The organism is Trichococcus sp., from assembly GCF_055118575.1.
In genome coordinates this window covers 1-21,932 of the sequence record NZ_JBSQPW010000019.1, presented here as the reverse complement: position 1 = coordinate 21,932, position 21,932 = coordinate 1, and the positions used below count along the sequence as shown (strand labels likewise).

General features: G+C 48.8%; 20 protein-coding genes. 7 read left to right on the top strand and 13 right to left on the bottom strand.

Features of this window, described 5'->3' with window-relative positions:
- Nucleotides 1-49: 49 nt before the first annotated feature.
- The 5 genes from ACTCCX_RS06865 to nrdD form a co-directional block, all read right to left on the bottom strand.
- Nucleotides 50-973 (bottom strand): aldo/keto reductase, encoded by a 924-nt coding sequence (locus tag ACTCCX_RS06865; protein ID WP_463275311.1) that lies wholly within the window; start codon nt 971-973, stop codon nt 50-52.
- Between the two features lie 3 nt (nt 974-976).
- Nucleotides 977-1,324 carry a hypothetical protein gene (locus ACTCCX_RS06860; RefSeq protein ID WP_463275310.1) on the bottom strand — a complete coding sequence of 116 codons (348 nt, stop codon included), beginning with the start codon at nt 1,322-1,324 and terminating at the stop codon, nt 977-979.
- The gene (locus ACTCCX_RS06855; RefSeq protein ID WP_463275309.1) at nt 1,305-2,141 is read right to left on the bottom strand and encodes a nuclease-related domain-containing protein; all 837 of its coding nucleotides are present in this window, start codon (nt 2,139-2,141) and stop codon (nt 1,305-1,307) included. The genes ACTCCX_RS06860 and ACTCCX_RS06855 overlap by 20 nt, the downstream gene beginning before the upstream one ends.
- Before the next feature lie 422 nt (nt 2,142-2,563).
- Nucleotides 2,564-3,124, bottom strand: coding sequence for an anaerobic ribonucleoside-triphosphate reductase activating protein (gene nrdG, locus ACTCCX_RS06850; protein ID WP_463275308.1), 561 nt, complete (start codon nt 3,122-3,124; stop codon nt 2,564-2,566).
- Nucleotides 3,125-3,147: 23 nt separating this feature from the next.
- A complete protein-coding gene (nrdD, locus tag ACTCCX_RS06845) occupies nt 3,148-5,370 on the bottom strand; it encodes an anaerobic ribonucleoside-triphosphate reductase (RefSeq protein ID WP_463275307.1) in 2,223 nt (740 codons plus the stop codon).
- A gap of 575 nt (nt 5,371-5,945) precedes the next feature.
- On the opposite strand from nrdD, the gene ACTCCX_RS06840 reads away from it, so the two are divergent.
- The 4 genes from ACTCCX_RS06840 (at nt 5,946) to ACTCCX_RS06825 (ending at nt 9,189) form a co-directional block, all read left to right on the top strand.
- Nucleotides 5,946-6,305, top strand: coding sequence for a hypothetical protein (locus ACTCCX_RS06840; RefSeq protein WP_320163874.1), 360 nt, complete (start codon nt 5,946-5,948; stop codon nt 6,303-6,305).
- A gap of 392 nt (nt 6,306-6,697) precedes the next feature.
- Complete coding sequence (locus tag ACTCCX_RS06835) at nt 6,698-8,377, top strand: ammonium transporter (protein WP_463275306.1); 1,680 nt, start codon at nt 6,698-6,700, stop codon at nt 8,375-8,377.
- A gap of 163 nt (nt 8,378-8,540) precedes the next feature.
- On the top strand, nt 8,541-8,993 hold the full coding sequence (locus ACTCCX_RS06830) for a GNAT family N-acetyltransferase (RefSeq protein WP_463275305.1): 453 nt from the start codon (nt 8,541-8,543) through the stop codon (nt 8,991-8,993).
- A 22-nt stretch (nt 8,994-9,015) separates the two neighbouring features.
- Nucleotides 9,016-9,189: a hypothetical protein gene (locus tag ACTCCX_RS06825; protein ID WP_463275304.1), complete on the top strand. Its 174-nt coding sequence runs from the start codon at nt 9,016-9,018 to the stop codon at nt 9,187-9,189.
- A gap of 265 nt (nt 9,190-9,454) precedes the next feature.
- On the opposite strand, the gene ACTCCX_RS06820 is transcribed toward ACTCCX_RS06825, so the two are convergent.
- From ACTCCX_RS06820 to ACTCCX_RS06800, 5 genes are all read right to left on the bottom strand, one after another.
- Nucleotides 9,455-10,276 (bottom strand): ABC transporter permease subunit, encoded by an 822-nt coding sequence (locus tag ACTCCX_RS06820; protein WP_463275303.1) that lies wholly within the window; start codon nt 10,274-10,276, stop codon nt 9,455-9,457.
- Nucleotides 10,269-11,159 carry an ABC transporter ATP-binding protein gene (locus ACTCCX_RS06815; protein ID WP_463275302.1) on the bottom strand — a complete coding sequence of 297 codons (891 nt, stop codon included), beginning with the start codon at nt 11,157-11,159 and terminating at the stop codon, nt 10,269-10,271. The genes ACTCCX_RS06820 and ACTCCX_RS06815 overlap by 8 nt, the downstream gene beginning before the upstream one ends.
- 654 nt (nt 11,160-11,813) lie before the next feature.
- On the bottom strand, nt 11,814-13,148 hold the full coding sequence (gene glnA / locus ACTCCX_RS06810; RefSeq protein WP_463275301.1) for a type I glutamate--ammonia ligase: 1,335 nt from the start codon (nt 13,146-13,148) through the stop codon (nt 11,814-11,816).
- 45 nt (nt 13,149-13,193) lie between these two features.
- Nucleotides 13,194-13,583, bottom strand: coding sequence for a MerR family transcriptional regulator (locus tag ACTCCX_RS06805; RefSeq protein WP_463275300.1), 390 nt, complete (start codon nt 13,581-13,583; stop codon nt 13,194-13,196).
- A 357-nt stretch (nt 13,584-13,940) separates the two neighbouring features.
- The gene (locus ACTCCX_RS06800) at nt 13,941-15,395 is read right to left on the bottom strand and encodes an amidase (protein ID WP_463275299.1); all 1,455 of its coding nucleotides are present in this window, start codon (nt 15,393-15,395) and stop codon (nt 13,941-13,943) included.
- Between the two features lie 256 nt (nt 15,396-15,651).
- Here ACTCCX_RS06800 and ACTCCX_RS06795 point away from each other — a divergent pair, with 256 nt between their 5' ends.
- Nucleotides 15,652-16,524: a cation diffusion facilitator family transporter gene (locus ACTCCX_RS06795; RefSeq protein ID WP_463275298.1), complete on the top strand. Its 873-nt coding sequence runs from the start codon at nt 15,652-15,654 to the stop codon at nt 16,522-16,524.
- Between the two features lie 142 nt (nt 16,525-16,666).
- On the top strand, nt 16,667-18,007 hold the full coding sequence (locus ACTCCX_RS06790; protein WP_463275297.1) for an APC family permease: 1,341 nt from the start codon (nt 16,667-16,669) through the stop codon (nt 18,005-18,007).
- 302 nt (nt 18,008-18,309) lie between these two features.
- Here ACTCCX_RS06790 and ACTCCX_RS06785 read toward each other — a convergent pair whose 3' ends face one another.
- Both ACTCCX_RS06785 and ACTCCX_RS06780 read right to left on the bottom strand, forming a co-directional pair.
- Nucleotides 18,310-19,668, bottom strand: coding sequence for a DUF711 family protein (locus ACTCCX_RS06785; protein ID WP_463275296.1), 1,359 nt, complete (start codon nt 19,666-19,668; stop codon nt 18,310-18,312).
- Between the two features lie 12 nt (nt 19,669-19,680).
- Nucleotides 19,681-19,950: an ACT domain-containing protein gene (locus tag ACTCCX_RS06780; protein WP_463275295.1), complete on the bottom strand. Its 270-nt coding sequence runs from the start codon at nt 19,948-19,950 to the stop codon at nt 19,681-19,683.
- A 291-nt stretch (nt 19,951-20,241) separates the two neighbouring features.
- Between ACTCCX_RS06780 and ACTCCX_RS06775 the strand changes: the two genes are divergently transcribed.
- Entirely contained in the window at nt 20,242-21,120 is an 879-nt protein-coding gene (locus tag ACTCCX_RS06775) for a fumarylacetoacetate hydrolase family protein (RefSeq protein ID WP_463275294.1), read from the top strand.
- Between the two features lie 76 nt (nt 21,121-21,196).
- Here ACTCCX_RS06775 and ACTCCX_RS06770 read toward each other — a convergent pair.
- On the bottom strand, nt 21,197-21,932 hold a 736-nt coding region (locus ACTCCX_RS06770; protein ID WP_463275293.1), incomplete at its 5' end, for an ATP-binding protein.

Sequence of the window (21,932 nt, the reverse complement as noted above, 5' to 3'; positions counted from 1 at the left end):
AATTGGAGTCTTGTTCTTTTTCTTTCGCTTTAACTGATGCTGCCTTTCTTTAAGGCAATTTTTTGCCCGCAGCCATGTAGAGTTCATACCACTCGGTACGGCTCAACTCCACATCGGAAGCTTTGCAGATGGCCGCAATGCGCTCTGGGTTCATGCTGCCGACGATTGGCTGCATTTTAGCCGGATGGCGCAGCAACCACGCGATTGCGATCGCTTCACGGGATACGCCCTTGTCTTCCGCAATTGTGTTGATTTTTTCATTCAATTCCGGATAATCGGGATGATCGAAGAACAACCCTTTCTTGCCGTTGCCGGCCTGGAACGGCGACCACGGCTGGATCGTCATATCCGAGATGCGGCTGTATTCGAGGACGGAGCCGTCATGCATGAAGGAAGGCGTGTTCACCATATTCACGTTGAAACCGGCATCGATCATCGGCGCATGCGTCAAACTCAGCTGCAGTTGGTTGATCAATAATGGCTGTGTGACAGCCTTCTTCAGCAATTCGATCTGCATCGGGTTTTGGTTACTGACCCCAAAGTGGCGTACTTTCCCTGCTTTGTGCAGTTCATCGAAAGCTTCCGCGACTGCCTCCGGTTCCATCAACGTATCCGGGCGGTGCAGCAACAAAGCATCCACATAATCGGTCTGCAGGCGTTTCAGGCTGCCTTCCACCGATGCGATGATGTGCTCTTTGGAGAAATCGAACATGACACCCGGTACGATACCGCATTTCGTCTGCAGCATCACGCTGTCCCTCGCGATGCCGAGCTCCTTGAAGGCTTTTCCGAAAATTTCCTCCGAGGTACCCCTGCCGTAAATATCTGCATGATCGAAATAATCGATGCCGTTGTCTACTGCCGTGCGGATGACCGCTGTCGCCTCTTCATGTGTCAGCGCGTTCATGCGCATGATGCCGAGCGAAATTTCTGATGCCAATAGGCCTGAGTTGCCGATGTTTATTTTTTTCACTTGTCATACCAGCTTTCTTGTCCGGATTTTTTGAAAACGTTTCAATAAAACAAGTATAGCATTTTTGATAGGCTTTTGGGTACTGAAGCGCATCAATAAAACCGCTGGCGGATACCCCGGGGCGCTGAAATTACCGGCGAGGACTGTCTCACCGGGTTTTCGGTCGGCCGCGAGGTGCTGTTTCCCGGCGAGGGCCGCCTCACCGGGTTTTCGGTCGGCCGCGAGGTGCTGTTTCCCGGCGAGCACCGCCTCACCGGGTTTTCGGTCGGCCGCGGAGTGCTGTTTCCCGGCGAAGGCCGCGAAAGCAAGTTGGGATCCGGTCTCCAGAATTTCAGACATAATAACGGCCATGCGCATTTCCTTTAGGCTGATAGCTTTCTCTGAGAATCCGATATATGCGGTCCTTATCGCCTGAACCGCACCAATCCAGCATACGATTGGTAGTCACCTTTTCATCAGGGAACAAAAGACGAAAATCCTCAATATTTTTTTTGATTGCTTTTTTGACATTCATTCTTTCACCACATGTTTGACACTTTATGAAGTGTCCATGAAAAGCTTCCGCAACAGTCCCGCATGCCGGACAACCGATCCCTTTACGTAAGTCTTCATAACAATATACTGGTTTCGTGTGCGGTGGATAATCCGGATTATGCAACTGCAGCAATCGCTCAGCCAACCGTCGCTGCTCAAAAGATGGTGTCTCTTTCATTGGCAAACTCCGAAAATGAAGGGGAAGTTGACTAGGCAAAAGATAATTCCCGTCACCTTTCGCCTCCAACAAAGTGAATTCAGGATTGATATAGACAACATAAGCCTCCACCTTCATTTGACACGACAGGGACTGAAGCAACAATTCTAATTTCACTTTAGTCCGCTGCAATTGTACCCACGGGTTTTCGAGATATACACCGGTCGATTTAAGTAATTTATCATCCGCCCATGTATGAACGCCCTCGTAGTTCTTAACTTCGTACAGTCGTATTATGTCAGTACAAATCAAAAGTGTATCGACTTGAAAAGAAGATTTTCTGAATTCCAACTGCAAATCATTCAGTACCAAACAGTATGAAGATAACGGTTCGGTAAGTCCATCTAATCCATATTCCCCATCGAAACCTTTATCTAGATGAAGGTGGTAATAATGGTCATCACTACTTAGGATCATGCGATTGGACAGTACCTCATAGATGCGGAGAAGCTTTGGTTTCGTGCGTTCCTTGTATGCGATAGCGCTCACTCCATTATAGTTATTTACTACCATAAACATACGCAAGTTTTGCCCAATCGCATTAAAGGAAACGTTTTATTTCTATCTTTGATTATTTCTGAGTCAATATACCTGGACTGAAAAAATTTTTTGGGGACAAAAATTCCCGGTGAGGGCTGCCTCATCGGGAATTCGGTCGGCCACAAGGCGCTGTTTCCCGATGAAGGACACTTCACCGGGAATCCAGTCGACTGCGAAGCACTGTTTCCCGGCGAGGGCTGTCTCACCGGGAATTCACCTTCCATCAAGCTACCTACTAGGCCCCCAAACGCAAGAAAAGGCTGCCTCGCAATGAGACAGCCTTGTGTATGTTCGTAAATTCAAGCGTACGCATTGGCCCAGAGTACTTTTTCCCCGGCTTCCAGCGATTTTTGCACATCGATGATGGTCTGGTTGGAGCTGCCGCGGAATTTCAGGGTCAGATCCCGTTTGGACAGTTCGAAGCGGCCGTCGACGAGCACGTCCATCAACCGCAGCAGTTCCCGTTTGTCTTCGGATTCTGCAGCTAATTCTTCCCAGTAGTAGCCGGTCCAGCCCCAGATGTCCTTCGAACGACCGAACTCCGCGCGGATGCGCCGCGCCAACTGTAGCGCGACTTTCGTGTTGAGGAAAGGTTCGCCGCCCAAAAGCGTCAGTCCCTGCACATAAGGCTGGCGCAAATCGGCCATGATCTGTTCCTCCAACTCGTCCGTGTAGGCGATCCCATAGTCAAAATTCTGGACGATCTTGTTGTAGCAGCCTTCGCAGGCGAACAGGCAGCCGCTCAGATAGATGCTGCAGCGGACGCCTTCCCCATCGACAAAGTTGAACGGCTTGTAGTCCGCCACCTTGTCCTTGCTGTACTTCTCTGCCAACCATTCTTGCGGTTGCGGATTCTTCACTTCACATCACCTGACTGTTCTGATTATTGTTCTGACTTGCAATCCGCATGCAGATGTTTGACGCGGGCGGAAATTTCCTTATGGCGACCTTTCACCATCGGGCGGATCTGCGGATTGCCGAGATAACCGCATGTGCGTTTCACGACGTCGCAAGTCTGCGGATCAGTATTGCCGCATTCCGGGCATTGGAAGCCGCGTTCGGTCGGGTTGAAATCCCCTTCGAAACCGCACTCCAGACAGTGATCGATCGGCGTGTTCGTTCCCAGGTAGCCGACCTTGTCATAAGCGAAGTCCCAGACTGTTTCCAAAGCTTTCGGATTTTGCTGCAGGTTCGGATATTCGCAATAATGGATAAAGCCGCCTGAGCAATATTGCGGATATTCCATTTCGAAGGCGATTTTCTCGAAAGGATTCGGATTCTTGCGGACATCATAGTGGAAACTGTTTGTGTAGTACTCTTTATCCGTGATGTCGGCAATGATGCCGAATTTTTCTGTGTCCATGCTGCAGAAACGATCGGTCAGGCTCTCGCTCGGAGTCGAGTAGACGCTGAAATGATAACCGTATTGGTTGCCCCAAGCATCCGTCTTTTCCTTCATCTTCTTGACGATGTCCAAAGTGAAGGCTTTTGCTTCCGGATTCGTTTCCCAATCCGCTCCGTAGAAAACGGTAGCCGCTTCATACAATCCGATGTATCCCAGAGAGACTGTCGCGCGTTTGTTTTTGAATAGTTCATCGACCTTATCTGTTTCACCCAGGCGTTTCCCAAAGGCTCCGTGCTGGTACAGGATCGGTGCGTTCGTAGGCGTTGCTTCCTTCGTACGCTCCACACGGTAGACAAGCGCATCCTTACAGATCGCCAGGCGCTCCTCGAAGATATTCCAGAATGCTTCCGGATTGCCTTCGGATTCCAAGGCGATTCTCGGGATATTCAATGTTACGACCCCAAGGTTCATCCGGCCGGAATTGACTTCATTTCCGTTTTCGTCTTTCCAGCCTTGCAGGAAGGAACGGCAGCCCATCGGTGTTTTGAAACTGCCTGTCAATTCGACGATTTTATCGTACATCAGCACATCCGGGTACATCCGTTTCGTGGCACAAGTGATCGCCAATTGCTTGATGTCATAGTTGGGATCTTGCGTTTCCAGGTTCGTGCCTTTTTTCAAAGCGAAGATCAATTTCGGGAAGATCGCTGTGCGTCTTTCCTTGCCCAAGCCTTTGATGCGCACTTGCAGGACGGCTTTTTGGATTTCACGCGCAAACCAATCCGTGCCCAAGCCGAAACCGAGCGTGGTGAACGGCGTCTGTCCATTTGATGTATAGAGTGTATTGATTTCGTATTCCAGACTTTGCATAGCATCATAGATGTCTTTGCGGGTTTTTTCTTCGGCATAAGCGATCTGTTTCGCTTCACCTTCGACCCAATTTTTGGCTGTTTCCAGATGCTTCTCATAGTTCAGACGGGCATAGGGAGCCAACACTTCATCGACACGGTCAGCGCTGCAGCCGCCGTATTGGCTGGAAGCGACATTCGCAAAAATTTGCGCCATTTGGGCAGTCGCTGTGTTGACCGAACGCGGGCTGTCCACTTCAGCATTGCCGATTTTGAAACCTTCACGGAGCATATTCTGGAAATCGATCAGAACGCAGTTCGTCATCGGTGAATACGGCTGGTAATCCAAATCATGATAATGGATATCGCCTTTCATATGGGCATTGGAAACGTGTTTCGGCAGCATTCTCAAGCCGATCGCTTTCGCAGCCACACCTGCCGTCAAGTCACGGATCGTATTGAAGACGCGGCTGTCTTTGTTGGCATTCTCGTTGACGACGCTCTGATCGGCGTTCATCAGGCTTTGGATGCGCAATTCGATGTCCTGCTGCTGCAATTTCTTGACTTTCTTTGTCAGTTTGTAGGTATTGTAGGCTTCCGCTAACGGCAGATTCCCCATTTCCGCAAGCGTCGCTTCCACTTGATCATGGATGTCATCGGTCGAGACACTGTCCGTTTCTGACGCGATTAGCTTGTCCACGACCTCGGCCACGACAGCATCCACATCGTAATCTGCAGCCCCTTCGTTCTGTTCAGACAAGAAGCGCTCCGCTTTCTTGATCGCTTTATATATTTTCTTAGCATGAAAAGGAACAACCCGTCCATCCGCCTTCAACACTTGGATATTTACTTCCGCGTCATCGACTTGAAGATTCGTGCTCTCATTTAAGAAATCCGTTGGTAATGAAGCCATATTTTTCCCACTCCTTAGTTAAAAATTAACCGAACATGCAAAAAAAGCTAATAAAAAGTAAGAGGTCGTTACAAAATGAGCAAGCTTTCCTTGCAGGACGCGCTTCTCAGATAGGTTGCCTCCACTTAATGTAGTCTTTGTTTCGATTTACTGTATATACTATATATCATCCACACACAAATTTCCACCACAATATATAGTGTTTTGAAATGAAATATACCTAGAGCAAGCAAACACATTTTGTCCCTCTGGTCAATAAGAAAATGACCTGAAAATGGTTTGCATGCTATTTCCTTAGCAGACTTCCGTATCCACAGTCAGAACAAAAACAATAACGAAAAAAAACCACGTAATCCCTTTCTATTTCCGAACAATGCCCCTAAACTTAAAAAAATGTTAAAAAACATATAAAGTACATAAAATCAATAGAATCTGCTGTACTTTGTAAAAAAAAGCAGTTATACTATGACTTATCAGAAATGTAAGCGATTCATTTTTATTTTCAGATCTGTTATCCGGCTTTATGCCGAAGTGATGTCAAAAGAATAAGAACTTAACAAAGGGGTGAAATGATAGTGTGGAAGAACAGAATGTTGCCTGAAATATCCAGAATTGCTAAATTCAGAATACCGGTCGGAGAAGACCTATTTTTGAGACAGTGCGCTTCTTGGCAAAACCTTTTCCATCTGCCTTCATCTTATCGCTACCCGACCGGAAGCATCCAGGGCTACATTACAAGATTGAATTGGACCGATGAATTTATCATTCTTGAAAAAGAACATAATGAAGCATTCGAATATTTTATTATCGATAGAAGAATTGAATCTGTAAAAGGCCCTTTTTCCAAAGAAGGGTTCGAGAAGGCATTGAAAGAGGAAGCGATCGAGCTGCCGCTGATTGAATTATCAGAAATGGACTGGATCATCAACTTTTAGCAATTAAGCAACAAAATACATAGAGCCGTGAGAAAAACATGTTCTGCATGTTTTCCTCACGGCTTTTTGCTGCAGATATCCATTTTACAAGAGACTTTCCGGCTGATGTGACCTATTTCTTGTCAGCGATTCTGACATGCCTCCTATTCGCTACTCGCTCATGTCAGATTTATTTTAATCATATTGACCAAAAGAATACAAAAGCATCCAACATTCCTGCAATTTGATGAGATTTTGCATTAAAACTCTCACCAATTTGACATTTAAACGCTTGCAAACGTTGATTTAGATGAGTTGTTAGATTTTATAACATAGAACGTAAGCAGGATATAGCACCAACAAAATTATTTCTATACACTAGGACTATGCTAAAACAAAAGGAGGAATAATTTATGTTTTCATCAGTAGATACATTATGGACCTTGCTGGGAACGGTATTGGTATTCTTTATGCAAGCCGGCTTCGCGATGGTCGAGACGGGATTCACCCGCGCCAAGAACGCGGCGAACATCATCATGAAAAACCTCATGGACTTTGTGCTTGGATCATTGGGATTCTTCCTTATCGGTTACAGCATCATGTTCGGTGATGATATCGCCGGCATCATCGGAACGCCTGCCTTATTTATGGAAGGACTTGATTCCACCATTCCCGGAACCGTGCATTTCATGTTCCAAAACGTATTCGCGGCAACTGCAGCTACTATCGTATCCGGAGCTGTTGCGGAACGGACAAAATTCAGCTCTTATCTCGTGTACTCCTTCATCATTTCCCTGCTGATCTATCCTATCTCCGGACACTGGATTTGGGGCGGCGGTTGGTTAGCTCAAATGGGCTTCATTGATTTCGCTGGATCCACTGCTGTGCACATGGTCGGAGGCGTCGCTGCCTTAGTCGGTGCGGCTATCGTCGGTCCCCGTATCGGAAAATACAAAGACGGCAAAGCGCAAGTCATTCCTGGCCACAACTTAACACTCGGCGCGCTTGGGGTATTCATCCTTTGGTTTGCTTGGTTCGGATTCAACGGCGCTTCCACAGTGGCCGCAACTGGCGACGAAACACTTGCATTGATCGGAACGATCTTCCTGAATACCAATCTTTCCGCTGTCACAGCAACTTTAGTCACACTCTTGTTCACTTGGAAAAAATACGGTAAACCTGACGTTTCCATGACACTGAACGGCTCATTGGCAGGCCTTGTCGCCATCACGGCCGGTTGCGCTGTCGTTTCTCCTTTCGGCGCTATTGCCATCGGATTCATCGCCGGTTTTGCCATCGTACTTGCGGTTGAATTCGTCGATCAAAAAATAAAGATTGACGATCCAGTCGGCGCATTCAGTGTCCACGGTGTGAATGGTGCCTTAGGAACAATCTTAGTCGGTATTTTCGCAACGGACGGCGGTTTATTGTACGGCGGCGGGTTGAACCTGCTGGGTATCCAAACTTTGGGTGTTGCTTCCGTAGCTGCCTACACAGCCGGCTCCATGTTCGTGGTTTTCAAAGTCATCCAAAAAACGATGGGTATCCGTGCCACTGCTGAAGAAGAAATTGTCGGTATGGACATCGCTGAACACGGCTTGACTTCAAGCTACCATGACTTTGTCGCAACGACGGCATTCGAAGATTACGTAACAGACAGCAGCAAGCCGGCAGCAGCCCCTGCCATCCAAGAAGTGGACCTGTCGAAAGTCGGATCCTTCAAACTGGCCGATTCAGGATTCACGATGAATAAAGTGGAAATCATCGCAAATCCCGACAAGCTGGAACGCTTGAAAGCTGAATTGAACGCTATCGGTGTAACCGGCATGACGGTCACATCCGTGCATGGTTACGGTCTGCAAAAAGGGCAACAAACCTTCTATCGCGGTGCAAAAGCTGAGGGCAATCTCTTGCCGAAAGTCCGCATCGAGACAATCATCAGCGAAGTGCCTGTCGAAGAAGTCATCCGCGCTGCCCGCCGCGCATTGTACACGGGTCATGTCGGGGACGGTAAAGTCTTCGTTTCCCCGATTGCCGATGCCTTCCGCATCAGCAACAGCGATTCCGGCCCTGCCGCTCTGAAATATTATTAAACCGAATACCGAACAGCTAAAGAAGCCAAGCAGCCGTCTCATCATGGGACGCACTGCTTGGCTTCTTTTGGTAAGGAGCGATTTGTCGGTTTTTTGTTTGCCTGCGCTTTGCTATAATGGACTGTGAGGGTGGCACGCCACCAAACGCTGAGGAGGAAACCAAATGTGGATCATCAAACCTTTTGAAGAACTGTCACTGAGTGAATTGCACCTGATTTACAAAGAACGGACAGCTGTTTTCGTTGTGGAGCAAAATTGCCCCTATCAAGAGGTGGACGACACCGACCTCGTCAGCATACACTTTTTGAAGCAGCAGTCGGGTGATCAGCTGCTGGCCTATGCCCGACTGATCCCGGAGCCGGATCATGTGCGCATCGGTCGTGTTTTGGTCCCGCAAGGCGAACGCACCAATGGCTACGGCCAAGAATTGATGCAGATCGTGTTGGAGTATGCAAAGAGGCATTTCCCTGAACTTCCAGTGCACGCACAGGCGCAAGCCTATCTGCAGGCTTTTTATGCCTCTTTCGGATTCCGGCCTGTATCGGACATCTATCTGGAAGATGATATCCCGCACATCGATATGATCTGTGATCCGCAGAACAGCCAAACAGAATAAAAAGACCGTTAGGAGGAAAAACGTGAATAAATACCTTGCAGCCAGCATACTGGGCATCATCAGCATCGCAATCAACGTCTGGATCATGTATCAGACACGCTACGATAAAGGCCTGAACCCGATCACAAAGAAAAATCTGGAGAAATTATCCTATGCGCTGATCGTCGCCGCAGTCCTGTTCATGACATTCGGTTAGAGAGTGTGATGGATCCCGCTCTAGAAATTGAGCACTAAGAGGCTATTACGAGAACGGACGCTTTTTGTCCTTGACGTAATAGCAACTTAGGCACAGATTTCTGGGATTCAGAACACGTTTATGAAGAGTGTGATGGATCCCGGGCAGGGCATGAGCACAGTTCTTCTCCGGTTAGCGCACGCACAAGAAAGAAGAGGCTGACTCATTGTGAGATAGCCTCTTCTTTCCTGTGCAGCTTACTGCGCGCTTTTAACAATATTCTATACTACACTTGGATCCGCAAGTCTTTCCGGCCGTATATCAGATAGCTCAATCCCAATACCAGTAGGCTTCCAACGACACAGATGACCATGTACTCCCAAGAAACGCCCTCTTCCAACAATGCCGCCGGATGTGCGTATTCGATCGGCGAAAAAACCCGCAGGAATTCATAATCCTCGACCATCTTAGAGACGAGACCGATCATGTACGTCCCGAACACCAGCAACAAGGCAACCCCACTTGTTGAACGGCTACTCGCGATGATCGTCGAGAAAAGAAAGCCGATTGAATAAAAAAACAACAGCACCAGCGACTCCGCTCCGAACATCAGCGTGACATCCTTTATGATTTCCACAAAATCGGCTCCATCCTCCTTGAACAGGTAGATGAAGAGCAAAGCGGCACCGTACAGGACGATCCAAAAGATCAGCAGCAGCACCAAATTGGCTACATATTTACTCGTGACGATGGCTTTCCGGCTGATCGGCTGGGCATACAGATACTCGATCGTCCCGTTTGTTTCTTCCTTGATCAGCGCCTGTGCCCCTTTCATCGTTGCAAAAATACAGGCCGCCAAGAAGAGGTACTGAAAAATATAAGCGAAAAAGCCTACAGCCTGCAGCAAACTTGCTCCATTCGTAAGCGAGAAGGCCTCCAGCATCTCAGGAGGCATCGCATCGAGCTTGGTCGTCAGGATATCCTCCATCCCCTGATTCGACATGACCGGGAACATGGCCATCATCAGCCCCATGATCAGGACCATAAAGAAAAGCCATACGAATAAACCATTACGTTCCTGTTTCCACTCCAAACGGATGCTATTCATGGGATCCACCTCCACCATATAACGTCATGAATTTTTCCTCCAGATTCTGGTTGCGGATTTCAATATCCTCCAAATCCAGCGGCGCCATATCGGCCAGGATCTGTTTCACGTTGCCCTTGTAAAGCAGCGAAACAACCCGGTCTGTCCGCGAGAGCACGCGGTAACCTTTCGACTCGAAATCCTCCGTTTCAAGAACGGGGCCGGTCAGCGTCACCACTTTCCCCGGTTGGTAACCGGCTGCCATATCCTCCACGGAAATGATCTTGCCTTCGCGGATGAAGGCGGTGCGCGTACAGAAGGCTTCCACTTCCGGCAGGTTATGCGTCGAAATGAAGATGGTCGCCCCTTCATTATTGTGATACCTTAATTCTTCAAACAAGCGGTGCTGCATCAAAGGATCCAGTCCGTTCGTCGGCTCATCCAGTATCAAAAGTTCCGGATTGAAAATCAGGCTGTTCACGATCGCTACTTTTTTCCGGTTCCCCAGGGAAAGGTCCTTCATTTTCTTTTTCGGCTCCAAGGCAAAACGCTCCACATAGTACGCCATCATCTCTTTTATGTTATGGATTTGGTGGAATTTCCCCGTCATCAAGAGAATTTCCTCGACCGTCAGATTGCTGTAGTAATGCACATCGCTCGGGACATATCCGACAATGCGCTTCAGGCTCTCGGAGTCTTTCTGGACGTCAAACCCGAAAATTCTGGCGCTTCCCTTGCTCGGCTTGATGAAATCTAACAATAGCTTGATGGTTGTCGACTTCCCGGCTCCGTTCGGCCCGATGAATCCGAACCGTTCGCCCTGCTCCACTGTGAGGTGGACATTGTCCAAAGCCGCCTTCTTGCGGTAGCGTTTGGTCAAACCTTCCATTTCGATTGCTTCCACGGTAACCCCTCCTCTGAACAACTTTACATACATCCATTATACGTTTTCTCGGCTGAAGTTTACAGCAACAGCAGGATTTTCTTTTTTGATCGACACGTAAGGTGTAAATCGCCTAATACATAAGAAACATTCGGCAATCCGAATTCAGAGTATGGCAAAATAGTCGAATGTTTGAGAGCATTCGACTATTTGCTTCCGAAACGCATTGAGATTGTCGAATGGATGACGCCTATCCGACAATATGGCCTTTCAGCCAAGCAAAAGATCCGAGCTAAGCATAGACCCTGCCGGATCCGCGATGCGTTTCAACCATATTGATTCAACATATGCGGAAAAGGAGGCTCCCTCGTGATGAGGCAGCCTCCTTTTGCAAACGTGCTCGATTCCTAAACGGGATTCATCGCACTCGCTTCAAACGTGTTCGAAAAATCAGCTCCCACTAACGTTTCACACCCCGCGTAGTGAACAAAAGCAGTTCACTTCGTGGGGTGCTCCAACGTACGGGGAGCTAAACGATTTTTCTCACACTCTATTCAAACGCGTTCTGAATCCCAGAAATCTCCGCCTAAGCTGATAGCCACATCGCGACCAAAACCGGGTCGCGTTGTGGCTATCCTCTTAGTGCTCGATTCCTAAGCGGGATTCATCTCGCTCTTAGTACATATTCAGGTATTGTTCTCTTTCCCACTCTGTTACTTGTTGGATGTAGGACATTACTTCGATTTCTTTTGATTCAACAAAGTTGTTGCTGATGTGATCGCCTAATGCATCAACCAACAATTGATCTTTGGAGAACTCTTCAAGAGCCTCTTGTAATGTTGTAGGCAAGTCCAGAATCCCGTTTTCGTAACGGTCTTCAGCAGACATTTGGTAGATGTTGCGGTCGATTGGAGCTGGAGCTTCCAATTTGTTCTTCACGCCGTCAAGACCTGCAGCCAATAATGTAGCCAATGCCAAGTATGGGTTAGCAGCTGGGTCAACGCTACGCAATTCAACACGAGTGGACATGCCGCGTGATTCTGGGATACGGATCAGCGGTGAACGGTTTCTTCCGCTCCATGCGATGTATACAGGTGCTTCATAGCCAGGAACCAAACGTTTGTAAGAGTTAACGATTGGGTTGCAGACAGCAGTAAAGCCGCGCGCGTGTTTGATCAGACCAGCGATGAATTGGTAAGCTGTTTCGCTTAATTGACGGTCATCGTTTTTGTCGAAGAAGGCATTGCCGTTTTCGTTGAACAAAGACATGTTGAAGTGCATACCGGAACCGTTGATTCCGAATACTGGTTTAGGCATGAATGTTGCATGCAAGCCGTGTTTGCGGGCTACAGTCTTAACGATCAGTTTGAACGTTTGGATGTTGTCGCAAGCTTCAACAGCATTTGCGTATTTCCAGTCGATTTCGTGTTGTCCTGGTGCAACTTCGTGGTGGCTTGCTTCGATTTCGAAACCTAATGCTTCTAATTCCAAAACAATGTCACGACGGCAGTTTTCGCCCAAGTCAGTAGGAGCCAAGTCGAAGTATCCGCCTTGGTCGTTCAATTTCATTGTAGGTTGGCCTTTTTCGTCCAATTTGAACAGGAAGAATTCAGGTTCAGGTCCTAAGTTGAAATCAGTGAAGCCCAAGTCTTTCATATCTTTAAGAGCACGTTTCAAGTTGCTGCGTGGGTCACCAGCAAACGGTTCGCCGTTCGGTTGGTAGATGTCACAGATCAGACGTGCAACTTTGCCTTGTTCAGTGCCCCATGGGAATACTAACCAAGTATCCAAATCTGGGTACAAGTACATATCACTTTCTTCAATACGTACAAAACCTTCGATGGAAGAACCGTCGAACATCATTTTGTTGTCTAATACTTTTTCCAACTGGCTGATAGGAACTTCCACGTTTTTGATTGTTCCTAAAATGTCAGTGAACATTAAACGCAGGTAACGGACGTTATCATTCTTTGCTGATGCGATGATTTCTTCTCTAGTAAATTTTGGCATTTGTATTCCCTCTCCTTGACTATGCTTTGTTTGTTTTTTGTTTTTTTATAATCTTCCCCAAGGTTTGCTTGAATCCCCAGGGTTAAATCCACTTGCGTTGAGTATTTCTTTGTAGAGGATGCGACGGACATCTTCGTCTGTCAGGTTTTTGTGCTTGTTTTCAAGCTCCTCTTCCTGCTGCCTTTTCAATCTTTCCGTACTGTACATCCGCTTGATGGCAGTGATGTTCAACCCTTCCGCCAAATAGTCTTTGACTTCCAGCAGACGATCGACGTCGTTCAATGAAAACATCCGGCGATTGGTGTCTGTCCGCTTAGGATGAACGAGTTCTTGTTCTTCGTAATAGCGGATCTGTCTTGCTGTCAGATCCGTCAGCTGCATGACCGTTCCGATGGTGAAAACAGCCATCGAACGTCGTAGCTCTTTCTCTTTCATAACCAACCCCTCCATCGAAGCTTCTGAGTTGAGTGAACCACAGATGTGTACTTTTTCTTCAGGAGTTAGCGCCTGTTGAGAAAAAGGTAATTCTTTTCAGCAATTAATCGTTTTTTCTGACAATTAATTGAGTGATTTAATACAACAAGAATACTCCGAATTCTCATACAAGTCAACGCTACCTTGACATGGGATGTGAGAATTTCTATCATTGTACCAAACCCTTGTCAGAATAACATTTGAAAGGCATTTCATCTCCCCTTGACAGGCCGATTTCCTCGCATGAAAACAAAAAAAGCTGCCGTTAATGAAAAAAATATTAAAAAAAAATGTGAACAACGGGACTGGTTTGTGGGCTCAGATGAACAGACCCGCCCTCTCCAATACCGCAGTGATGTCCAACAGCCACTCCTCTTTCCCTTTCGGAGCAGTGAACTGCACACCTAAAGGCAAGCCGGATGCCGTTCGGTGTACCGGCAGACTGATTGCAGGCTGCCCCGTCAAATTCGCTTGCTGCGTAAACGGGGTCACGCCCAGACTCTCTTCAAACATGGTCCAGACAATTTCTTTGCGGTCCGCAGCGGGCAGCAGATCTGACCTGCGCATGCGCTCCTTCAGTTCTTCGCTTTGGAAAGAATGATCGATGCGGGGAGCACTGTCTGCCGTGGTAGGTTGCAGCAGCAGATCATAGTTTTCATGGAACTGGTCCATCGTGGCCGCCGCTTGGTCCCAGAGTCCTAATGCCAAGGAGTAGTCGCCTCCGGAAATCGTCCGGCCGTATTGATAGAGCGACCATGAAACCAACTCCATGTCATCGGCAGTCAACGGGCGTCCCAATTTCGCGGAAAAGCCGCTCAGCATGGCGTCCGTCTCGGCTCCGTTCATTGCATAGTAGGCCTCCATCAAACGGATGCCGTCAATATCGGGTTTCTTTTCTTCCACCTCATAACCCAGTTGTTCCAAGGCTGCCACTGTTTGCAGTACAGCCCGTTTCGCCTCCGCGCTTACGACGGATTTCACCGGCGAATCCAACGAATAGGCGATCCGGAATTTGCGCTGCTTTCCGGACTGAAGTTCCTCGAAATGGCTCCCCGGAAACAAAGGCGTCTGGAATGGCGCTGCCGCCTGGATCGTTTGCAAAGCATCCAGCATCATCGCTGTATCCCTTACCGTCTTCGTCAAAGCGAAGCTGATCGACGCTCCCTGCCAGCCGCGATAAGATCCCGGCCCCACCGGTGTCCGCCCCCTTGTCGGTTTCAACCCGACCAAGCCTGTGAACGAGGCCGGAATCCGGATCGATCCGCCGCCGTCGCTGGCGGTGGCGATGGCAACCATCTCCGACGCGACAGCCGCTGCCGCACCGCCGCTGGACCCTCCCGGAGAATGGTTCCGATTGAAAGGATTTCGGGCCGGACCATGGATGACAGCATCCGTGATATTCTTGAATCCGAATTCGGGTGTGCTCGTCTGGCCGATGACGATGAAGCCAGCCTTCTCAATCGCTTCGACAAAGTGGCTGGTGCGGGGAGCGATATAATCCCTCAGCAACCGTGAACCGGATGTCGATGGCTCACCGGCAAGATCCTGGCCCAAGTCCTTGATCAGAATCGGCACACCACCGAATAAAGTGTTCCCAAAATCCCTTGTCCTGGCTTCATGCAGCGCTTTTTCCTTGCGCGTATGCACGACGGCATTGCAGCCGGGATTCTCCTTTTCTATCTTTTTGAAGGCATCCGCTATCAATTCTTCCGGGGATACTTTTTTCGTTTTTAAAAGCCCGGTGTAATACAGGGCATCTTTCTGGCGATCCATAAAAAGCCTCCTTCTCATTTTCACGATTTCACATTTCCTTCAATTGTAGGGTGCCCATCCCAAAAAGGCAACGATTTGCCTTTTGCCTTACCTTCCCGTTCTTGATTCCATCACTGTTCAGCGGGCTGATGACAGCATTTTTCATTCATTTTGGATGACAACCAAACTGAAATATAGTAGAATCCTTCTATTGTCTTAATTTCAGAAAGTGTGTCAGGACGGTCGGTTGAATTCATAGGAAATGGAGCAGGAAAGCATGAATGAAAGATATAAAGATTTAAGATTGGCGGAACAAGGCGCACGGCTCAGCATGGTTGCCTATGTCACTCTCTCTTTCGCAAAACTCTTCATCGGGAATGCCTTCGGTTCGGCCGCTTTGAGTGCTGATGGCTTGAACAATTTCACCGATGTGATTTCCACGGTCGCCGTCATGATCGGGTTGCGGATTGCCCGTCGACCGGCTGACGAAGATCATCCTTATGGCCATTGGAAAGCGGAGACGATTGCGAGCCTCTCCACCTCCTTCATCATGCTTTTGGTAGGGCTGCAGGTACTGTTCTCAAGTTTTTCGAAACTGACAGGCGGAGAATTCACTACCCCCGATGTCCTATCCGGTGTCACCGCCCTGATTGCAGGATTCATCATGACAGGTGTCTACGTATACAACCACCGACTCGCAAACCGCATCAACAGCCTGGGGTTGGCCGCTTCCGCCAAAGATAATCTGAGCGATGCCCTGACCAGCTTTGCGACGGCGATCGCCATTTTCGGTTCAATCTTTGGCTTATATTGGCTGGATGGGGTCATGGCTGTGGTTGTTGGGATCATCATCATCAAGACCGCAATCGACATCTTCCGCGAAAGTGCATTCTCCCTTTCCGACGGTTTCGAAACGAATCATTTGGCCGAGTATCGTGAAGCCATCCTGGAAATCCCGGATGTCCAAGAGGTAACGACTTTGGCTGCGCGCAGCTATGGAGCAAATGTCTATGTTGATGTGACCATTCTGCTTGATCCCGACCTGACAGTGTTGCGCAGCCATGAAATCACGGAACAGGTTGAGGAGCGCTTGCGTACGGCATTCAATGTTTTCGAAATCGACGTCCACGTAGAACCTCTAACGCATTGATGTTACAAGTTTGATAGGCCGGACGCCATTTTGATGGTATAATAGCAGACGGATTTATACAGATTATTTTGGCGGACACAGCTGTCATCAAGATCTGTCCGTCTTTTTTTTTGGAAAAAAAATACATCTATTGGGAGGATTTATGAAAGAAGAGAAACATTACGGCTTATTCACCGCCGTGTCCATGATTGTCGGCATTTGCGTCGGATCAGGGATTTTTTTCAAAGCCGATGACATTTTGGGAGCGACGGGAGGAAACGTAGCCCTAGGGATTTTGGTTTTCTGTATCGGCGCTTTCAGCATCATTTTCGGGAGCATCACCTTAACACAATTGGCAAACCGGACTGAAAAGACCGGCGGCGTCGTCGCGTATTTCGAAGAGTTCATCTCCGATAAAGCAGCAAGTGCGTTCGGCTGGTTCCAATTGTTCGTCTACTTGCCGACAATCACTGTCGTCGTGAGTTGGGTATCCGGCATTTACACCTGTATGCTGCTCGGCTTGCCGAACACATTGGAAACACAAACACTGATTGGGACAGGTTATATGGCGTTCTTCTTCCTGTTGAATTATTTTTCGCTCAAATTGGGCGGCTATTTCCAGAATCTCGCCACCATCATGAAGCTGATTCCGCTGATCGCCATCGCTATTGTTGGGGTTTTCTGGAACCAACCGGCTCCGATCGTTCCTCCTGAATTGGCGGTTCCGATCACGAACGTCGGCTGGGGCTGGCTGGCTGCGCTGGCACCGATGGCCTTCTCCTACGATGGCTGGACCATCGCGACAAACATCACGCATGAAGTGAAGAATCCCAAACGGACGATGCCATTAGCGTTGACCATCGGACCATTGGTGGTTCTGGGCATTTACTTGGCCTATTTCAGCGGCTTGGTCTCCATCGCCGGCTCCGAATACATCTTGGCAACTGGGGATGAAGCCACTACTACAGTGGGCATTTCCTTGCTGGGCGAGCGCGGCGGCAGCATCATCCTTTCCTTTGTATTGATCGCTATCCTGGGCGTAACGAACGGCGTTATCATGGGTATCCTGCGTTTGCCGCAAGCATTGGCAGAAAAAAATATGCTGCCGAACAGCGCTAAGGTAAAACGGATCGATCCAAAGAGCCAACTCTCTCCGGTCGCTGCCCAAATTGCCTTTGCAATCTCCTTTGTGTGGATGGTATTGCACTATCTGACCCAAAAATCCGGCATTCTGGGTGGCGGGGACGTCAGCGAAATCGCGATCGTCTTCAGTTACCTGACTTATGTTATTCTTTATCTGAAAGTCATCAGCATGAAAAAAGAAGGCGTCATCACCAGCTCTTTCTTCGGCTCGATCACGCCGGTATTCGCGATCATGGGCTCTGCCATCATCCTGATCGGCGGCATCGTGTCCAATCCGACTTATGTGCCGGTTTTCATCCTGTTCTGCTTCATGGTTTGCTTCATCGGTTACAAATACTACGAGAAAAAAATTACGGCATAACAATACTGAAGGGCTGTGTCCTTGGGACAGCCCTTCAGTATTGCTTCAGTATTTGGATGACCGCAATCGAAGGATGCCGCGGAATCGAGCATCCAGCTCCGGCCAGGATCATGCTCATCGGATAAAAACGCAAACTATCGGTGTGAACTCCGGTGAAGGCGTGCTCACCGGAGAACGCAAAATCAATAATAGGCCGAACTCCGGTAAAACCTACCCTCACCGGAGATCCCTGCCCGTCCGCCCGGATAAACCAAAAAGTGGAGCTGCCCCGCAACGGGACAGCTCCACTTTTTGGTTTGCATTTAGTTTTTGAATGAATGGATCGGTGCCGGGCTGCGTCCGCCGCGGTTGATGAAATCAGCCGAGCTTTCTTCATGTACCGGTTGCACCGGTGCGCGTCCAAGCAAGCCGCCGAATTCGACGAAATCGCCCACACCGCAGCCGATTGCCGGAATCACGCGGACAGCTGTCGTTTTGTTGTTTTGGACCCCGATGGCCGCTTCATCCGCAATCATAGCCGCGATTGTAGTCGCAGGTGTATTTCCAGGAATCGCGATCATATCCAAACCGACCGAGCAGATGGCCGTCATCGCCAACAGCATATCCAATGAGATTTGGTTGGCGGCAGCCGCTTCGATCATGCGGTGGTCTTCAGATACCGGAATGAATGAACCGGATAAGCCACCGACGTGACTGCAGGCCATCACGCCGCCTTTTTTGACCGCGTCATTCAAAACAGCCAAGGCAGCGACGGTACCGTGCGTACCGACCACGCCCAAGCCGAACTCTTCCAGGATTTCCCCTACCGAGTCTCCGACTGCAGGAGTCGGAGCCAATGCCAAATCGACGATACCGAATGGCACATCCAATTTTTTGGAGGCGATATTCCCTACCAGTTGCCCCATCCGGGTGATCTGGAAAGCCGCTTTTTTGATCGTATCGGCAACGATATCCATCGGTTCGCCTTTGACTTTTTCCAAGGCGCGTTTCACAACGCCCGGACCGGAAATACCGACGTGGATTTCGCAATCCGCTTCTTCGACACCATGGTAGGCGCCGGCCATGAATGGATTATCGCTTACGGAGTTTGCAAACACAACCAATTTCGCACAGCCGAAGCCGTTTCTGTCGGCTGTTTTTTCCGCTGTAGCAAGGACGATTTCGCCCATCAATTTGACGGCATCCATGTTGATGCCCGCTTTAGTCGAGCCGATGTTCACACTGCTGCAGACCTTATCCGTAACGGCCAAAGCTTCAGGGATCGAGTCGATCAGAATTTTGTCGCCTTTGTTGTAGCCTTTTTCGACCAATGCCGAGAAACCGCCGATGAAGTCGACGCCGACTTCTTTAGCCGCAGCATCCAACGTTTTTGCGTAGGCCACATAGTCCGTATCATCACTTGCACCGGCAATCAAGGCGATCGGCGTGACCGAAATGCGTTTGTTCGTGATCGGAATGCCGTATGTATCTTCGATTTCCTGCGCTACGCTGACCAGGTTCTTCGCTTTGGTGGTGATTTTTTTGTATATTCTTTCACGAGCTTTTTCGCCATCGCTGTCGATGCAGTCCAATAAAGAGATCCCCATGGTGATGGTGCGGATATCCAGATTGTCCTCTTCGAACATGCGAATGGTGTCCAAGATGTTGTCTGTTCTTAACATTCAAATGTCCCCCTAGATCCGATGCATTGCATGGAATGTGTCTTCTGCCTGTAAACGGATGACCAAGCCTTGTTCTTCTTCTACTTTTTTCATCGCATCTTTGACTTCTCTGACTGAATTTTTCGCTTCATTCAATTCTACCATCAAAATCATGGTGAAATACTCATCCATGATGGTCTGTGAGATATCCAAAATATTTACGCCCAGACGCGCCAATTCCACCGATACGCTCGCTACGATTCCGGTATGGTCTTTACCTGTTACGGTCATGATTGCTCTCATCTTTTTTCGCCCCTGCTTCTGTATTTTTTTGTCGATTCCATTATACCATTTTACGCCAATATGAAAATCCTATTAGAAATTTATGTTTCCTATTCTATCACATCTAACGGGAATGACCACTGTTTTTTGGGGAAACGGAAAACAGTAACCGCTCTCTGATCGGATTTTTTTGTGTTCTTTCCCGAAACACGAAAATTGTTGCGGATACTGCATAAAATCTATCGTTTTTTAGGAATAATTGCTACACTGGATATAAGCAAGTTCCAAACAAATATCAAGGAGGTTTTCCCAATGCAATTGATTCATTTTTCAGAAGCTGGCCAAAGCCGCATCGGCATCAAAACAGAGCGCGGTTTCCTGAATGCGGCAAAAGCGGCTGCAGCTTTATCGCTTCCTTTTCCTTCCTATATAGACGATGTGTTGCAGGATCCGGAGCAGGCTGCCCAACTGGACGCCATTCTGGCCCACGCGGATTCGCTGACGGATCCAGCCTACTACGTATCCTTGGATGAGGCCACGTTCCTGCCCGTCCTCTCCCGTCCCGGCAAAATCCTCTGCATCGGCAAGAACTATGCGGCCCATGTCGCGGAAACGAAAAGCGAAGCCCCAAAAAAACCGCTTGTCTTCAGCAAATTCACGAGCGCTTTGGCTGCCCATAAGGAAGCCATTCCGATTCCGGCGGGCACCGAGAAGGTCGATTACGAAGTAGAGCTGGTGGTAGTCATCGGAAAAAGGGCTTCTGGTGTCTCTCCGGAAGAAGCCCTCGACCATGTGGCGGGCTATACAATCGGTAATGATGTATCCGCGCGCGATTGGCAAAAAGGCTCTCCGCAATGGCTCTTGGGAAAGTCCCCCGACAAATTTGCACCACTCGGTCCTGTCTATGTGACTGCCGATGAGCTCGATCCGACCAATCTGGCTATCTCCCTCAAACTGAACGGGGAAGTTCGCCAGAACAGCAACACCAGCCTGCTTATCTTCAACATACCAACAATCGTCTCCTATATTTCCCAACACTTTGCGCTGGAACCCGGCGACATCATCTTCACCGGCACGCCGGATGGGGTCATCCTCGGCTACCCGGAAGACGAACAAGTCTGGCTGAAACCCGGCGATGTCATCGAATCCACGATTGAAGGCATCGGGACATTGGTGAACACTTTCCGATAGAATCCATCTAAAAGGCCGCCGCATTAATCCTGCTCAGGATAATGCAACGGCCTTTTCTTTGCTGAAATTATTTTGTTTAAAAGGCTGGTTCGGTCCCGACCGCCTGCAGTTGGAAATGCATCATTTCCATCGCCTGCAACAGCGCATCGGCCGTATCCAGCGAAGTCAGGCACGGCAAGTTGTTGTCTGCTGCTTCGCGGCGGATGAAGTAGCCGTCCGTCTCGTCGGTCTTGCCTTCGGTCATCGTATTGATGACGAACTGGATGTTCCCATCATGGATGTTTTTCAGGATATTCTCCCGTTTGGCTTCGCCATTTTGGAGGATCGTAACCGGCACGTTGGCCTCCAGTAAAGCTTCCCCAGTCCCCTTGGTCGCAAGCAGACGGTAGCCGACCGCAACCAAGCGTTTCGCCAGCGGCAGGATTTCCTGCTTGTCCTTGTCCGCAATCGTCAGCAACGCCGTGCCATACTCGGGAATCTCGATATTGGCGGCCCGAAAAGCTTTATAAAGGGCTTTGGAAAGGACCTTATCCTTCCCGATGATCTCGCCTGTAGATTTCATCTCAGGCCCCAATACGGTATCGACTTTCTTCAGTTTGTTGAAACTGAAGACCGGCATCTTCACGTAGACCCCGGATTTCGGTGCAACCAGGCCGGTCTTGTAGCCTTGATCCTTCAGTTTGATGTCAAGAATGCCCTGCATCGCCAAGTTCGCCATCGGAATGCCGGTCACTTTGCTCAGGAACGGAATCGTCCGGCTCGCGCGCGGGTTCACTTCGATGATGTAGACGACGCCTTCGCTGATGACGAAC

Excerpts from the sequence above, each read along its gene's own strand:
- ACTCCX_RS06790 (WP_463275297.1), top strand. The coding sequence starts at position 16,667 with ATGAAAGAAGAGAAACATTACGGCTTATTCACCGCCGTGTCCATGATT.
- ACTCCX_RS06860 (WP_463275310.1), bottom strand. The coding sequence starts at position 1,324 with ATGGCCGTTATTATGTCTGAAATTCTGGAGACCGGATCCCAACTTGCT.
- ACTCCX_RS06820 (WP_463275303.1), bottom strand. The coding sequence starts at position 10,276 with ATGAATAGCATCCGTTTGGAGTGGAAACAGGAACGTAATGGTTTATTC.
- ACTCCX_RS06855 (WP_463275309.1), bottom strand. The coding sequence starts at position 2,141 with ATGATCCTAAGTAGTGATGACCATTATTACCACCTTCATCTAGATAAA.
- ACTCCX_RS06800 (WP_463275299.1), bottom strand. The coding sequence starts at position 15,395 with ATGGATCGCCAGAAAGATGCCCTGTATTACACCGGGCTTTTAAAAACG.
- glnA (WP_463275301.1), bottom strand. The coding sequence starts at position 13,148 with ATGCCAAAATTTACTAGAGAAGAAATCATCGCATCAGCAAAGAATGAT.
- ACTCCX_RS06830 (WP_463275305.1), top strand. The coding sequence starts at position 8,541 with ATGTGGATCATCAAACCTTTTGAAGAACTGTCACTGAGTGAATTGCAC.
- ACTCCX_RS06805 (WP_463275300.1), bottom strand. The coding sequence starts at position 13,583 with ATGAAAGAGAAAGAGCTACGACGTTCGATGGCTGTTTTCACCATCGGA.
- ACTCCX_RS06785 (WP_463275296.1), bottom strand. The coding sequence starts at position 19,668 with ATGTTAAGAACAGACAACATCTTGGACACCATTCGCATGTTCGAAGAG.
- ACTCCX_RS06775 (WP_463275294.1), top strand. The coding sequence starts at position 20,242 with ATGCAATTGATTCATTTTTCAGAAGCTGGCCAAAGCCGCATCGGCATC.
- ACTCCX_RS06780 (WP_463275295.1), bottom strand. The coding sequence starts at position 19,950 with ATGAGAGCAATCATGACCGTAACAGGTAAAGACCATACCGGAATCGTA.
- ACTCCX_RS06795 (WP_463275298.1), top strand. The coding sequence starts at position 15,652 with ATGAATGAAAGATATAAAGATTTAAGATTGGCGGAACAAGGCGCACGG.
- ACTCCX_RS06835 (WP_463275306.1), top strand. The coding sequence starts at position 6,698 with ATGTTTTCATCAGTAGATACATTATGGACCTTGCTGGGAACGGTATTG.
- nrdD (WP_463275307.1), bottom strand. The coding sequence starts at position 5,370 with ATGGCTTCATTACCAACGGATTTCTTAAATGAGAGCACGAATCTTCAA.